This is a genomic window from Achromobacter xylosoxidans (assembly GCF_001457475.1).
In the GTDB taxonomy this organism is placed as follows: Bacteria; Pseudomonadota; Gammaproteobacteria; order Burkholderiales; family Burkholderiaceae_B; genus Achromobacter; species Achromobacter xylosoxidans.
Genome location: NZ_LN831029.1, coordinates 674,062 through 687,781, shown reverse-complemented (window position 1 = coordinate 687,781; position 13,720 = coordinate 674,062). Strand labels below are relative to the sequence as shown.

At 66.7% G+C, this 13,720-nt stretch carries 14 protein-coding genes; 3 read left to right on the top strand and 11 right to left on the bottom strand.

Annotated elements, in window-relative coordinates; translation table 11 throughout:
- Positions 1-5: 5 nt before the first annotated feature.
- From AT699_RS31920 to AT699_RS03150, 11 genes are all read right to left on the bottom strand, one after another.
- Complete coding sequence (locus tag AT699_RS31920) at positions 6-212, bottom strand: hypothetical protein (RefSeq protein WP_006388611.1); 207 nt, start codon at positions 210-212, stop codon at positions 6-8.
- Positions 209-1,387 carry a D-alanyl-lipoteichoic acid biosynthesis protein DltD gene (locus AT699_RS03195; RefSeq protein ID WP_006388610.1) on the bottom strand — a complete coding sequence of 393 codons (1,179 nt, stop codon included), beginning with the start codon at positions 1,385-1,387 and terminating at the stop codon, positions 209-211. The genes AT699_RS31920 and AT699_RS03195 overlap by 4 nt, the downstream gene beginning before the upstream one ends.
- Positions 1,365-1,604: an acyl carrier protein gene (locus tag AT699_RS03190; protein WP_006388609.1), complete on the bottom strand. Its 240-nt coding sequence runs from the start codon at positions 1,602-1,604 to the stop codon at positions 1,365-1,367. Before AT699_RS03190 ends, AT699_RS03195 begins: the two co-directional genes overlap by 23 nt.
- A gap of 415 nt (positions 1,605-2,019) precedes the next feature.
- Positions 2,020-2,523, bottom strand: coding sequence for an outer membrane lipoprotein (locus AT699_RS03185; RefSeq protein WP_006388608.1), 504 nt, complete (start codon positions 2,521-2,523; stop codon positions 2,020-2,022).
- A 220-nt stretch (positions 2,524-2,743) separates the two neighbouring features.
- A complete protein-coding gene (locus AT699_RS03180; RefSeq protein WP_024067683.1) occupies positions 2,744-3,685 on the bottom strand; it encodes a carbohydrate kinase family protein in 942 nt (313 codons plus the stop codon).
- Positions 3,686-3,697: 12 nt separating this feature from the next.
- Complete coding sequence (locus tag AT699_RS03175; RefSeq protein WP_024067682.1) at positions 3,698-5,110, bottom strand: DUF3426 domain-containing protein; 1,413 nt, start codon at positions 5,108-5,110, stop codon at positions 3,698-3,700.
- Positions 5,111-5,135: 25 nt separating this feature from the next.
- A complete protein-coding gene (gene prmA, locus AT699_RS03170) occupies positions 5,136-6,062 on the bottom strand; it encodes a 50S ribosomal protein L11 methyltransferase (protein WP_006388605.1) in 927 nt (308 codons plus the stop codon).
- A gap of 102 nt (positions 6,063-6,164) precedes the next feature.
- Positions 6,165-7,511, bottom strand: coding sequence for an acetyl-CoA carboxylase biotin carboxylase subunit (gene accC / locus AT699_RS03165; RefSeq protein WP_024067681.1), 1,347 nt, complete (start codon positions 7,509-7,511; stop codon positions 6,165-6,167).
- Positions 7,512-7,520: 9 nt separating this feature from the next.
- A complete protein-coding gene (gene accB / locus AT699_RS03160; RefSeq protein WP_006388603.1) occupies positions 7,521-7,982 on the bottom strand; it encodes an acetyl-CoA carboxylase biotin carboxyl carrier protein in 462 nt (153 codons plus the stop codon).
- An 88-nt stretch (positions 7,983-8,070) separates the two neighbouring features.
- Positions 8,071-8,505 carry a type II 3-dehydroquinate dehydratase gene (aroQ, locus tag AT699_RS03155; RefSeq protein WP_006388602.1) on the bottom strand — a complete coding sequence of 145 codons (435 nt, stop codon included), beginning with the start codon at positions 8,503-8,505 and terminating at the stop codon, positions 8,071-8,073.
- 89 nt (positions 8,506-8,594) lie between these two features.
- Positions 8,595-9,125, bottom strand: a complete 531-nt coding sequence (locus AT699_RS03150; protein ID WP_006388601.1) for a TlpA family protein disulfide reductase — start codon at positions 9,123-9,125, stop codon at positions 8,595-8,597.
- Positions 9,126-9,221: 96 nt separating this feature from the next.
- Here AT699_RS03150 and mpl point away from each other — a divergent pair, with 96 nt between their 5' ends.
- The 3 genes from mpl to AT699_RS03135 all read left to right on the top strand — a co-directional run bounded on the left by mpl (position 9,222) and on the right by AT699_RS03135 (position 13,218).
- Positions 9,222-10,592: a UDP-N-acetylmuramate:L-alanyl-gamma-D-glutamyl-meso-diaminopimelate ligase gene (gene mpl, locus AT699_RS03145; protein ID WP_024067680.1), complete on the top strand. Its 1,371-nt coding sequence runs from the start codon at positions 9,222-9,224 to the stop codon at positions 10,590-10,592.
- 50 nt (positions 10,593-10,642) lie between these two features.
- Complete coding sequence (locus AT699_RS03140; RefSeq protein WP_024067679.1) at positions 10,643-11,245, top strand: YqiA/YcfP family alpha/beta fold hydrolase; 603 nt, start codon at positions 10,643-10,645, stop codon at positions 11,243-11,245.
- A 65-nt stretch (positions 11,246-11,310) separates the two neighbouring features.
- Positions 11,311-13,218, top strand: coding sequence for a ribonuclease catalytic domain-containing protein (locus tag AT699_RS03135; RefSeq protein ID WP_024067678.1), 1,908 nt, complete (start codon positions 11,311-11,313; stop codon positions 13,216-13,218).
- The last annotated feature ends 502 nt before the right edge of the window (positions 13,219-13,720 follow it).

Here is a 13,720-nt window from a genome sequence, read left to right as displayed (position 1 = left end):
TGCGGTCAGAACTGTTGATATTGGAATTCGACCTTGATAGGTCCGCCGCTGCCCGTGGTGGGCTGCGCCTGCAGCACGAACACCAGGATCACCCCGATATACAGGCACAGGTGCCAGAAGAAGCGCCGCCCCCAGGCCTTGGCCGCCTTGCGGGCGTCCTGCTTCTGGCCGGCTTCGCCTTGCGCCGCATCGGCGCCTGGAATGAGATTCATCGGGAAAAGTACTCCGCAATGCCCTGGTCCGCCATCGCCCAACCGAGCTCGGCCAGATGCATGTCATCGCGCACCATGCCCGGCTCGAAGGGAATGCTGTACATATCCAGGCAACCCATCTGGTAGCGCTGGCACATGCCGGTAATGGCGGCCACCACCGGATCGAAGCGTTCGACGTCGAGGATGAGCTTGGGATTGAACGGCTGGATCACGAAGTAGGCCTTGACCTTGCGCCGTTGCAACAGGGCCATGACACGCGACAGGTCGCCCAGCTCGGTGCGCGTGAGCGGATCGACGTCGGCGAACTCGTTTCGCGCCGGCGAATACAAGGGCGCCAGGTATTGCTTGTAGTAGTCGTCGCGCACGTCGTAGGGGTTGTTGCCGCCCAGCTGGTGTTCGACTTCGCGCGCTTCGTGCGTAAGGCGCGACCATTGGCCCGGGTTGAGCCGCGCCGACGAGGGCCATGTCACGAAGCGATGCGCGGGCACCGACAGCTTGCTGCGCGGACGATCTGGCGCGGGTTCCTTGCGCGCGTTCCACCACAGCGACAGCTTGTCCTTGAGCTCGGCAACCTGGCCGTTGGCGATCAGCCAGAGCAAGCCCCAGTTGGCGTTGTCGCTGATCCAGTTCTGCATCTGTTCGCGCGTGCTGGGCTTGTCCCAGAGACGATCCCAGACCGGGCCGGTGACGTGTTCGGCGAACGCGCTGCGAGGCAGCTGGCCGCCCGAGGCGAACCAGGCCGGCGACACCATGATCACCAGGCGCGTGTTGGGGGTCAGTGAATCCGCGACGGATTCCAGCACGCTGACGATGCCGTAGGACTGGAACATCGCGTGCCCATAGGCCAGCGTCGGTACCTTCAGTTCTTCGGGGAAGAAACGGTAGGGAACGAAGCGCAAGTCGTGGCTGGACAGCTCGGACGAACCCAGCACCACCAACGTGCCGTCGCTGAGCGCATTGCCCAGGCGATTCAGGTTGACGTGCTGCGTGCCCCAATCCGGCCCCAGGTTGGGCAGATAGTTGTTCTTGTCCGACGCCACCGTGGAAACGGGGCGGACAATCCGGGACAGTACGTCATCCGCGCCGCAAAAAGCCCCGTACGCCAGCGCCGCCGCCGTGATGGCGGCCGCGGCGTGGGACAGCAGGCGGGGATTACGAAAGATTGGCAGCGACATAGCCGGCGAGCGTGCGTACCGACTGCAGATGTTCGGCGATCTCGGGAGCCGGGATGCTGCAGCCGTACTCCGCCTCGACCGCCAGCGTGATATCCACGGCGGCGAGCGAATCGACCAGGCCGGTGGCAATCAGTTGCGTATCGGGAGTGACTTTCTTCATGACGATCGACTCGACGATCGCGCCGATCTTGGTGTGGAGTTCTTGCTCGGTGTGCATAGCTAGTACGGCGTTACATTGCCTCGTTGGCAAAAATCATCCCCGCCCCGAGTTTCTGGACGGCGAGTATATAGAAATCAGCTGAAAGTCGTCTGACAGATTTCAGCCTTCCGGAAGGAGTCGCCGATGCACTTGGTTACATCAAATTCACGCGGCGACTTCGTTCACGGGTGCCATCATGGCACTTCAACCGTTGAATCGCCATGAAACTTACAGACCAAATCGCTATAAATGGCTCGAAAAGGTAACGTCTTGGGGTAAATCCCGGGTGTTGCGTTGCAGCGGAGCGACAGAATCCCCTCCTCGCCTCGCTGACTGCCCTGTCCCCAGCCACCAAGGCGATTGTCCAGCCGCCCGCCGGAACGAAAAAAAGCCCGCATGCGCGGGCTTCGGGGGGTGGCAGGCGCCAGAAGGATTACATCGGCGTGACGCGGGTCGGACCGGCGCCGCTGATGACCTGCACACGCTGGCCGACGCTGATCGGCACATCGGCTTCCTGGGCCACGACGCGGGTTTCGCCGTTATCCAGGCGCACCGTGATTTCGTAGCCGGAATTCTTGCCAACCTGGTTTTCCACGGCATTGCCGGCCAGTGCGCCCAGGATGGCGCCGCCGACCGTGGCGATGGTACGGCCCGTGCCGCCACCGATGGCGTTACCTGCCACGCCACCCAGCGCGCCGCCAGCCAGCATGCCGACGCCGCTGGACTTGTCGTTCTGGATGACGATGGGGCGCACGCCCGTCACCGTGCCCGTGCGGACGATCTGTTCGCGCTGGGCTTGATCATAGCTATACACACCGCTGGACGCGCTGCGATTGGCGCAACCGCCCAGGACTGCCATCGAGGTCACGACGGCAGCCACGGCCAGCCACCGGCCGGTACGCGGCGTCAACAAGGAAAAGGTTTTGCTTTGGTTCATTTGGACTCCTCGATCGGGCACAGCCGACGATCTGATAATACTCCGCCCTACGGGGACGGCAGCCTAACGTGCAACACACTGAAACGCACCGCCACGGGCGGAAAACCAGCTTGCGAACCGGCCGCGGCGCTAAACCGCCACGGCCTGTTTTTGCCGGCTATTCGACCATTGCCACGCGGCCGGGTTCCCGCCGCAGCCGGATCGTCAACCCGAAACGGGCTCAGGCCGGCAGGTGGATGCCGTAGGTGGCGTGCAGCACGGCGTCGATCTCGGCGCGCGACGGGGCATGGTTCTGCGGACCGCGCGAGGCGATCTTGATGGCGCCCATGACGTTGCCCAGGCGGCAGCTGTCTTCCCAATTCCAGCCGCTGGTCAAGCCGTAGAGCAGGCCGCCCCGCTGGGCGTCGCCGCAGCCGGTGGGATCGACCACCTGGGTGGCGCGCACCGGTTCGATCTGGAAGCTCTTGCCTTCGGTCAGCAGCGTGGCGCCTTCGGCGCCGCGGGTGACGACCACCGCCTGCAAACCGGTGGCGATGTCCGCCATGCTGCGGCCCGTGCGCTGCTCGACCACGCCGGCCTCGTAATCGTTGACGGTCAGGGCCTGGGCCAGGCCGAGCATGCGTTCCAGGTCGGCGCCGTCGAACAGCGGCATGGCCTGGCCCAGGTCGAAGATGAAGGGGATGCCGCTGCGGTGCAGGCGTTCGGCGTGGGCGAACATGCCTTCCTTGGCATCCGGGGCGACGATGCCCCAGCTCGCCTTGGCATCGCTCAGGTCATTGCTGGCCGAGAACGACATGGCGCCCGGGTGGAACGCGGTGATCTGGTTGTCGTCCAGGTCCGTGGTGATGAAGCATTGCGCGGTGAACGTGCCCGGCACCACCTTGACGCGGCTCACGTCGATGCCCAGGCCGGTCAGGCGCTCGAGGTATTCACCGGCGTCCTCGCCCACGGTGGCCACCGGCACCGGCTTGCCGCCCAGCAGATTCATGTTGTAGGCAATGTTGCCGGAGCAACCGCCGTATTCCTTGCGCATGCTGGGCACCAGGAACGACACGCTCAGGGATTGGATGCGGTCGGCCAGGATGTGCTCTTTGAAGCGGCCTTCGAACACCGCGATGGTGTCGAACGCCATCGAACCGCAGACCAGAACGGGGGTCGCCATGAATGTCATCCTTCAAGGAAAGAACTTGTCGAGTTGATAGCCGTTGACTTGAACACCGGTCACTTCAATCGGCACGGAAATCTTCAGTTCGCCCGCCGGCCCGAAGGGGCCGCGCAGTTGTTCGGGCGTCAGGTAATTCTCGGGCATCAGCACGCGGCGCACCACCACCGTGTCCGACAAATCAGTCAGGTCCAGCACCAGCGCCGGCCAATGTTGCGGCTTGTCGTAGCGATTGCGCAGCACCAGGTTCAGCACCAGCCGCGTGCGGCCGTCATCGATGGCGGCCGCGCCCGTGGGCGGCTGTAACGACGACGAAGAGATGGCGATGCGCTCCAGGCGGCGCGCGTAACCGACCGTGCAGCCCAGCGGCTTGCAGGCGGCTTCGAGCGCCGGCCGCAGCACCGGCACGGAATTGGCAATGTCGATGCGGTACACGTACAGCAGCTGCAAGCCCAGCGCGAGCAGGCCGATCAGGCAGGCGTAGCCCCACAGCTTGCGCAGCAGGCCATGGCGCTCCTGGCGATCCTGGTCCAGGAATTCGGGCGGCGCGCGACCGACGTCGGTGGCGCTGGAATAGCGCGTGCGCGTGTCTCCCAGGATCGGTTCGGCGGCGCCGTCGAGGTCGCGCCTGTCGTCGGCGTCCTGGTCATCGTCATCGGGATGACGCAGGCCGATCTCATCGTCATCGCCGGGCGGCGTGGGCCGCGCGTCGTCACGCACCACGAATACCGGTTCGGCGGGCCGGGCATGGCGCGGCGCCTCGTGGTTCGCGCTGTCGCGCACCGCCACGATGGGCTCGTCGCGCGGCGCGGCCGGCGCCGGCCAGCGCGGCGGCGCATGGCTCAGGCGCGGTTCGTCGTCGTAGCGATCCAGGTCTTCATTTTCGTCTTCGTCATCGTCGCCCTCTTCCGCCAGCGCGGCGTCGGGTTCGATGCGGCGGCGGATGTCGTCGCGGCCGCGCAGCACGGCGGGCGGCACGGCGGACGCGAGAGGCCGGGGGGCCGGTTCATCGGTCGGCGCGACAGACGGGGCGGCGGCCGGGGACGCGCCGCTGGCTCCCGGATGAATGCCCGGCGAGGCGGGCTCATCGGGCAGGTCGTCCCAGGGCGCGACCTCGCGCGGTTCGACAGACGGACGCCGCACCGGCGGCGGCGCCCCGTCGGCGACAGGCGGCGCCGGCGGCGTCCCCAGGACCGGCGCGGCGATCGCCTGCGACGCGGCGGGCGCAGGCGCCGCGATTGGCGTGTTCGAAGCGGGAATGGCCGCGGCCGGCATGCCCGCGCCCGTCTCGGGCAGCAGGCAGGCGCGGCCGTCGAACACGGTGGCGCAGGCGCCGCAGCGCACCAGGCCGTTGCGGACCCGAAGCTGGTCGGGCACCACCTTGAACGATGTACCGCATTGCGGGCAGCGGGTGGTCAGGGCCATGGCGCGGGATCCTGCGGAACCGGGCTCAGGCCTTCTGGCCGTGCAGGCAGACCCAGCCATCACGGGCGCGCCAGACCGACATGGCGATCCAGGGCGCGTAGGCGGCGGCCACTTCCTCGGCCTGCCGTTCCAGCACGCCGGACAGCACCAGGTGGCCGCCGGCGGCCACGCGGCCGGCCAGCATGGGCGCCAGCACCTTGAGCGGGTTGGACAGGATGTTGGCCACCACGACCTCGAAGGTGCCGTCGGCCAGGCCGTCGGGCAGCATGGCCTGCAGCTCGACGTGGTTGACCTCGGCGTTGAAGACCGTGCTCTGCACCGCCTGGGCGTCGATATCGACGGCCTGGGTCGGGCCCGCGCCCAGCTTGCGCGCGGCAATCGCCAGGATGCCCGAGCCGCAGCCGTAGTCCAGCAGGGTCGCGCCCTTGGGCAGTTCGGCTTCCAGCCAGGCCAGGCACAGGTGCGTGGTCGGATGGCTGCCGGTGCCGAAGGCCAGGCCCGGATCGAGTTCGATGTGGATGGCGCCGTCCTCGGCGGCGGGCGTTTCCAGGCCCGGCACGTCCGGGCTGTCGCGGTGCCAGCTGGGTACGATCCAGAGGCGTTCGGCGATGTGGATGGGGCCGAACTGCGATTGCGTCAGGCGCACCCAGTCGGCGTCGGGCACGTCGCGCAGGCTCCAGCCGGCAAACAGCGCGGGATCGAGTTCGCCCGCCGCGGCGGCTTCTTCCATGATCTGCGCGGGATCGGCGCCGTCCGGCAGCAGGGCCACGACGCGGTTGCGTTCCCAGGCCTGCACGTCGGGTTCGGTGCCCGGCTCGCCGAACAGCGGACGCTCATCATCGGTGCCCAGGTCGGCATCCTCGACGGACACCGACAGCACGCCCGCCTCCAGCAACGCATCGGACAGGGCTTCGGCTTGCGCCTCCTGGCAGTGGAGCACGAGTTCACGCATGATGATTCTTCCATCTGGCCAACGGGCCGCGGCAAACGCCGCGGCCCGGTCAGCCGGTTAAGGCAGTAAAAGGGGGGCCTGAGCCCCCCTGCTATCGGCTGGTCAGGGACGCTGGGCCAGCTTGTTTTCCAGATAGTGGATGCTGGTGCCGCCTTCGACGAAGCGGGCATCCTGCAGCAGTTCGCGATGCAGCGGGATGTTGGTGGAAATGCCTTCCACCACCATTTCCGACAGCGCGGTGCGCATGCGCGCCAGCGCCTGGTCGCGCGTGTCGCCGTAGGTGATGACCTTGGCGATCATCGAATCATAGTTCGGCGGCACGAAATAGCCGTTGAACGCGTGCGAATCGATGCGCACGCCCGGGCCGCCCGGCGTGTGCCAGTTGGTGATGCGGCCAGGGCTGGGCACGAAGCGGAACGGATCCTCGGCGTTGATGCGGCACTCGATCGCGTGGCCCTTGAAGGTGATGTCGCGCTGGCGCAGCGTGAACTTCTCGCCGGCGGCGATCAGGATCTGCTGCTGCACCAGGTCGACGCCGGTGATCAGCTCGGTGACCGGGTGTTCGACCTGGATGCGGGTGTTCATTTCAATGAAATAGAACTCGCCGTTTTCATACAGGAACTCGAACGTGCCCGCGCCACGGTAGCCCATCTTGCGGCAGGCGTCGGCGCAGCGGTCGCCGATGCGCTCGATCAGGCGGCGCGCGATGCCGGGGGCCGGCGCTTCCTCGATGACCTTCTGGTGGCGGCGCTGCATGGAGCAGTCGCGTTCGCCCAGCCACACGGCGTTGCGACCGCCGTCGGCCAGCACCTGGATTTCCACATGGCGCGGGTTCTCGAGGAACTTCTCCATATAGACTTCCGGGTTGTTGAACGCGGCGCCCGCTTCCGAACGCGTCATGGTGACGGCGTTCAGCAGCGCGGCCTCGGTGTACACCACGCGCATGCCACGGCCACCGCCGCCGCCGGCGGCCTTGATGATGACCGGATAACCGACTTCGCGCGCAACGCGGATGATTTCCTGCGGATCGTCGGGCAACGCGCCTTCGGAACCCGCCACCACCGGCACGCCGGCTTCGATCATGGCGCGCTTGGCGCTGACCTTGTCGCCCATCAGGCGGATCGTGTCGGGACGCGGGCCGATGAAGACGAAGCCGCTCTTTTCGACGCGATCGGCGAAGTCGGCATTTTCGGACAAGAACCCGTAACCCGGGTGGATTGCCTCGGAATCCGTGACTTCGGCCGCCGAAATGATGGCCGGCATGTTGAGGTAGCTTTCGCGCGACGGCGCGGGCCCGATGCACACGGATTCATCGGCCAGGCGCACGTACTTGGCTTCGCGGTCGGCCTCGGAGTGCACCACCACGGTCTTGATGCCCAGCTCGCGGCAGGCGCGCTGAATGCGCAGGGCGATTTCGCCCCGGTTGGCGATCAGGATTTTTTCGAACATTTTCAGCTATCAGCCAATGACGAACAGGGGTTGACCGTACTCGACGGGCTCGCCGTTTTCGACCAGGATTTCTTTGATGACGCCGGACTTGTCGGCTTCGATTTCATTGAGCAGCTTCATGGCTTCAATGATGCACAGCGGATCGCCTTCCTTGACCGACTGGCCCACGTCGATGAACGGCGCGGCGCCCGGGTTCGGCGAGCGGTAGAAGGTGCCGACCATCGGCGCCTTGACCACGTGGCCCTGGATCACCGGAGCGGCTTCGGCCGCGGCGGCGGCGGGCGCGGCCGGGGCGGCGGGCGCAACCGGGGCGACGGCGACGCCGGCTTCCGGCTGGTGGTAGGCCACCGGCTGCAGGGTCTGCGAGAACTTGACGATGCGAACCTTGCCTTCGCCTTCGGTGATTTCCAGCTCGGCGATGCCCGATTCAGCCACCAGGTCGATCAGGGTTTTGAGTTTTCGAAGGTCCATAGAAGCTGCTTCCCGAGATAGTGTCGGCAACGTCCCGGTCGTCGGGTCCGCGCCATATAAGATGTAAAAGCTGAGAGTTGGTGCGAGATCAATGCCGCACTGCGTAACGCAGAGCCGCTTCGTAACCGTCCGCGCCCAGGCCGCTGATGAGGCCTACCGCCAAGTCGGACAGGTATGAGTGATGCCTGAAGGGCTCTCGCTTATACAGGTTGGACAAATGTACTTCAATAAATGGGATCGCGACCCCGGCCAGCGCATCGCGGATCGCGACGCTGGTGTGCGTATATGCCGCCGCGTTGATGATGATGAAATCGGTGCCGTCTTGCCGGGCCGCCTGAATGCGGTCAACCAGCGCGCCTTCGTGATTGCCTTGCCACGCGCTCAGCGTGGCGCCCAAATCACCGGCCAGCCGCTCCAGGCCCTCGTTGATCTGGGACAGCGTGAGGCTGCCGTAGATGTGAGGTTCCCGGGTGCCGAGCAGGTTCAGATTCGGGCCATGCAATACCAGTATGTTTTGCGCCATGCGCTTGCCAATGAGTGGATTGCCAATTGTTGGCAAAACAGCCGATAAACCAGCTTTTTACGCCAATTCCTACTATTTGTCCAACAGACTTACGCCTTCAAACCAGAGAGCGTCCGGTCGAGGTCATCGGGCTGGATTTCACCCAATATCTTCCGGTTAATGCTGCCATCTGCGTTGAAAACAATGGTAAACGGCAGGCCGCCGCTCGGATTTCCCAGCTTGCGCAAGGTATCGATGGCGCCGGCGCCGATGACCCACAACGGATAGGAAACCTGTACTTTCTCGACAAATTTTTGCATGTTGGCGGCAGAATCCACGCCGATGCCGACAAACTTGATTTGCGGATATTTTTTCTGCAACGCGTCGAGTTCGGGCATTTCCTTGACGCAAGGCGCGCACCAGGTTGCCCAGAAATTGACCACGATGGGCTGGCCCTTCCAGGCGGCCAGCGACTGGGTCGCGCCGTTCAGGTCGGGCAATTGCAACTGCATCAGGGCGGCGACGGGATCCTCGGCGGCGGGCGCCGCGGGCTGGGGCTTGTTGCGGCCCAGCAGGGTGTAGCCACCCGCGACCGTGGCGGCCACGGCCACGGCGGCGGAAAGGAGTAGGCGTCGATTCATGGCGCGATCATAACCGTTGCGGCCGGTTTGCGCCGCCGCGGCCTGGACGACGCTTGACCGCTGCCTATATATACAATGCAGGCAGGAGATTTTTCAATGCATCTGCATATTCTTGGCATCTGCGGTACGTTCATGGGCGGCCTGGCGCTGATCGCGCGCGCCGCCGGCCACAAGGTCACGGGTTGCGACGCGGGCGTTTATCCGCCCATGAGCACCCAGTTGTCCGAACAGGGCATCGAGCTGATCGAGGGCTTCGGCCCCGAACAGATGGCCCTCAAGCCGGACCTGTACGTGATCGGCAACGTGGTCAGCCGCGGCAATCCGCTGATGGAAGCCATCCTGGAATCCGGCGCCCGCTACGTGTCGGGCCCGCAATGGCTGGGCGACAACATCCTGCCCGGCGCCCATGTGCTGGCGGTGGCCGGCACCCACGGCAAGACCACCACCAGTTCGATGCTGGCCTGGATCCTGGAAGCCGCGGGTCTCGCCCCCAACTTCCTGATCGGCGGCGTCGCGCCGGACCTGCACGTATCGGCGCGCTACGACGCCGCGCGCCGCCCCTTCGTGATCGAGGCGGATGAATACGACACGGCCTTCTTCGACAAGCGTTCGAAGTTCGTCCACTACCGCCCGCGCACCGCCGTCCTGAACAACCTGGAATACGATCACGCGGACATCTTCCCGGATCTGGCGGCCATCGAAACCCAATTCCACCACCTGGTACGCACCATCCCGGCTTCCGGCCGCATCATCCGCCCCGCCCACTCCGACGCGCTGGACCGGGTGATTGCGCGCGGATGCTGGTCCGAAACCGTCACGTTCGGCGCCGACGGCGCCTGGCAGGCCGACGCGCCCGATGCCGACGGCGCCTTCGAGGTGCGCTGCAATGGCGCCGCCGTGGGAACCGTGCGCTGGGCCCTGGGCGGCGAGCACAATCGCATGAACGCCCTGGCCGCGCTGGCCGCCGCCGAACACGCCGGCGTGCCGGCGGCCGAAGGCGTGGCGGCCCTGAGCCGTTTCGGCGGCGTGAAACGCCGCATGGAACTGCGCGGCACGGTCAACGGCGTCAAGGTCTACGACGACTTCGCCCACCACCCCACCGCCATCGCCACCACGGTGCAAGGCCTGCGTCGCCAGGTCGGCCCGGCCCGTATCCTGGCCGTGCTGGAACCGCGTTCCAACACCATGAAGCTGGGCGCCATGGCGGCCCGGCTGCCCGATTCCCTGCGCGACGCCGACCTGGTGTTCTGCTTCGGCGCCCGCGCCGGCAAGCACGCGCTGGGCTGGAACCCGGCCGAAGTGCTGGCGCCGCTGGGCGACCGCGCCTCCAGTTACGATGACATCGACGCCCTGGTGGCGGCCGTCGTGCAGGCCGCCCGGCCTGGCGACCAGGTGCTGGTGATGAGCAACGGCGGCTTCGGCGGCATCCACGGCAAGCTGTTGACGGCCCTGGAGGCGCGCGGCTGAAGGGCCGCGCCCCCGCCGCGCATCAGGCAGATCCCTCGGAAAGGCACGAAATGATCCTTTACCTGCACGGCTTTCGTTCCTCGCCGACGTCGTTCAAGGCCCGCATGATGGCCGACGCCATGGCCGCGCGCGGGAGGGAAGGCGATTGGGCCTGCCCGCAATTGCCGGCCAGCCCGCGCGAGGCCATCGATCTGGCGCTGGGCATCGCCCGCCAGCAACTGGCGCGTGCCACCGAGCCGCGCGCGCTGACCGTGGTCGGCTCGTCGCTGGGCGGTTTCTACGCGACCTGGCTGGCCGAGCAACTGGGTTGCAAGGCGGTGCTGCTCAACCCGGCGGTCGAGGCGGCGCGGGACCTGGCGACCCAGGTGGGCGAACACCGCATGTATCATTCCGACGCGCCATTCCAGTTCCTGCCCGAATACGTGGAGGAACTGGCCGCCCTGCACGTCAGCCGGATCAGCCAGCCGGACCGGTATTTCCTGGTGGCGGCGACCGGAGACGAGGTGCTGGACTGGCGCGAAATGCGTGACCGCTATGCGGGCTGCCGGCAGCGCATCGTGGCCGGCAGCGACCATGGCCTGTCGGATTTCGCCGACTGGATGCCCGAGGTGCTCGAATTCGCCCTTGGCTGCGCTCCAACCGACCCCAGATAACTCTCAACACTCTTTATATTGCTGCGCAAGGCGGCGCGTGCGCGCCGCCCAGGACGACCCTCACCATGTATGTGTTTTACGAAGACGACGGCAGCTTCAAGGCCGGCCATATCCTGTCCGAAACCGACGCCAGCCTCCAGGTGGAGTCGGAGTCGGGCAAGCGCAGCAAGATCAAGCGCGCCAATACGCTGTTCAATTTCGCCGCGCCCGAACCCGCCGCGCTGATGGCCCAGGCGGCCGCGCTGGCCGAAACCCTGGACCTGCAATTCCTGTGGGAATGCGCGCCCCAGGAGGAATTCGAGTCCCCGGCCCTGGCGGCCGACTATTTCGGCCACGCCCCCACCCCGGTCGAGCAGGCCGCCCTGTTGATGCGCCTGCATGGCGCGCCCGCCTATTTCCACCGCCGCGGCAAGGGCAGTTACCGCCCTGCCCCGCCCGACATCCTGGCCGCCGCCCTGGCCGCGCTGGAAAAGAAACAGCGCCAGGCCGAGCAGCAGCAGGAATGGGTGGACGAGATGGCCGCCGGCCGCCTGCCCGAGCCCATCGCCCAGGTCGCCGAATCGCTGTTGATCCGGCCCGACAAGAATTCGCAGCAATGGAAGGCGCTGGACGCCGCCTGCGCCAGGCTCGGCAAGAGCCCCGACCGCCTGTTGCTGGAACTGGGCGCCTGGCCGCACGCCCTGGCGCTGCACAAGCGCCGCTTCCTGGCGGTGAACTTTCCCCGGGGCCTGGCCTTTCCCGAGCTGGAACTGCCGCCGATCGACCGCGAACTGCCGCTGTCGGACGCCGAGATCTATTCGGTCGACGACGTCACCACCACCGAGATCGACGACGCCCTGTCGGTTTCCACCCTGCCCGACGGCAACCTGCGCGTCGGCATCCACGTGGCCGCGCCCGGCCTGACGGTGACGCGCGACAGCGAATTCGACAAGCTGGCGCGCGCGCGTCTGTCCACGGTCTACATGCCGGGCGACAAGATCCCGATGCAGCCCGACAACGTCATCAAGGCCTTCTCGCTGGACGCGGGCCGCGAGGTGCCGGTGCTGTCGCTGTACGTGGTGGCCAACCCGGAGACCGGCGAGGTCATCGAATCCGACACGCGCCTGGAGCGCGTGGTGGTGCGCGAAAACCTGCGCCACAACATGCTGGACGCCCAGGTCACCGAAGACAGCCTGAACGACACTTCCACTGACCTGCCCTACGGCCACTGGCTGCGCCCGCTGTGGAAGCTGGCGCAGGCCTTGTCGGCGCAGCGCGAGAACGTGCGCGGCAAGCCCGAGAACAATTCGCGGGTGGAGTACAGCTTCTACCTGGACGGCGACCCCGACGATCCCGACACCCCGGTGCGCCTGGTGCCGCGCCAGCGCAACGCGCCGCTGGACCGGATGGTGGCCGAGTACATGATCCTGGCCAATAACCTGTGGGGCGGCCTGCTGAACCAGCACGGCGTGCCGGGCATCTACCGCTCGCAACAGGCCGGCCGTGTGCGCATGAGCACCCAGGCGCTGCCGCACGAGGCCATCGGCGTGCCGCAGTACGCCTGGAGCACGTCGCCGCTGCGCCGCTACGTCGACCTGGTGAACCAGTGGCAGCTGATCGCCGCCGTCGAGCACGGCGTCTCGGCGCGCCTGGTGGCTCCCTTCAAACCGCGCGACGCGGATCTGTTCGCGATCATCGGCGCGTTCGACGCGCAGTACGCGGCCTGGGCCGAGTTCCAGAGCGCGATGGAGCGCTACTGGTGCCTGCGCTGGCTCAAGCAGCACAACATCACCCGCACCGTGGCGCACGTGCTGCGCGAAGACCTGGTGCGCTTCGCCAACTGCCCGCTCGTCACCCGGATCGGGGGGATGCCCGAGCTGGAGCGCGGGACGGCGGTGGAGGTGGAGATTCTGGGGATGGATGAGTTGTCGCTGGAGCTGGATTGCCGGTATGTGGGGCAGGTGGGGCCGGCGGCTGAAGAGGCTGCTGCTTAGGGCGGCATTTGGCTTGTCGCTGGGTTGTTTCTGCTGGCGGCGGGGGGCTTTCTTAGGCCGCCCGTCTGGCAGGCGGCCCGGGCGGCGGGCGCCCACGATTGCGGTCCGGAGCGTTCGCTCCGGACTGGCCTCGGCGGCCCCCCCCTGCCTCATCCTCGTTGCCGCCTGCCGGCGGCTGCCTTCGGATTCCGTCGGGCGCATCGAGGTTGCCCGCCGCCCGGGCGGCCGCCCGCAACTTACGCGGTGTCTTGGCTTGGCGCGTTGGCGCTGCGCGCGGGTGACGGGTTGCTTGCTTGGGGTGCCGTCCAGTCGGGGGGAGGAGAGTGGCGGCGCGCGATGGGGGCTGGCGTGTGCGTGACGGGCTTGGCGCGCGCCTGATCTGAGGAAGAACGGCTGACGGGGAAGATGCTTGGCGATGCATCCCGGATTCCTCCAAGCGGAACACCTCTGGCATTGCCTCACCGATTCCTCCGCATCTCGCCCGACCTCCCCCTAAATGCCA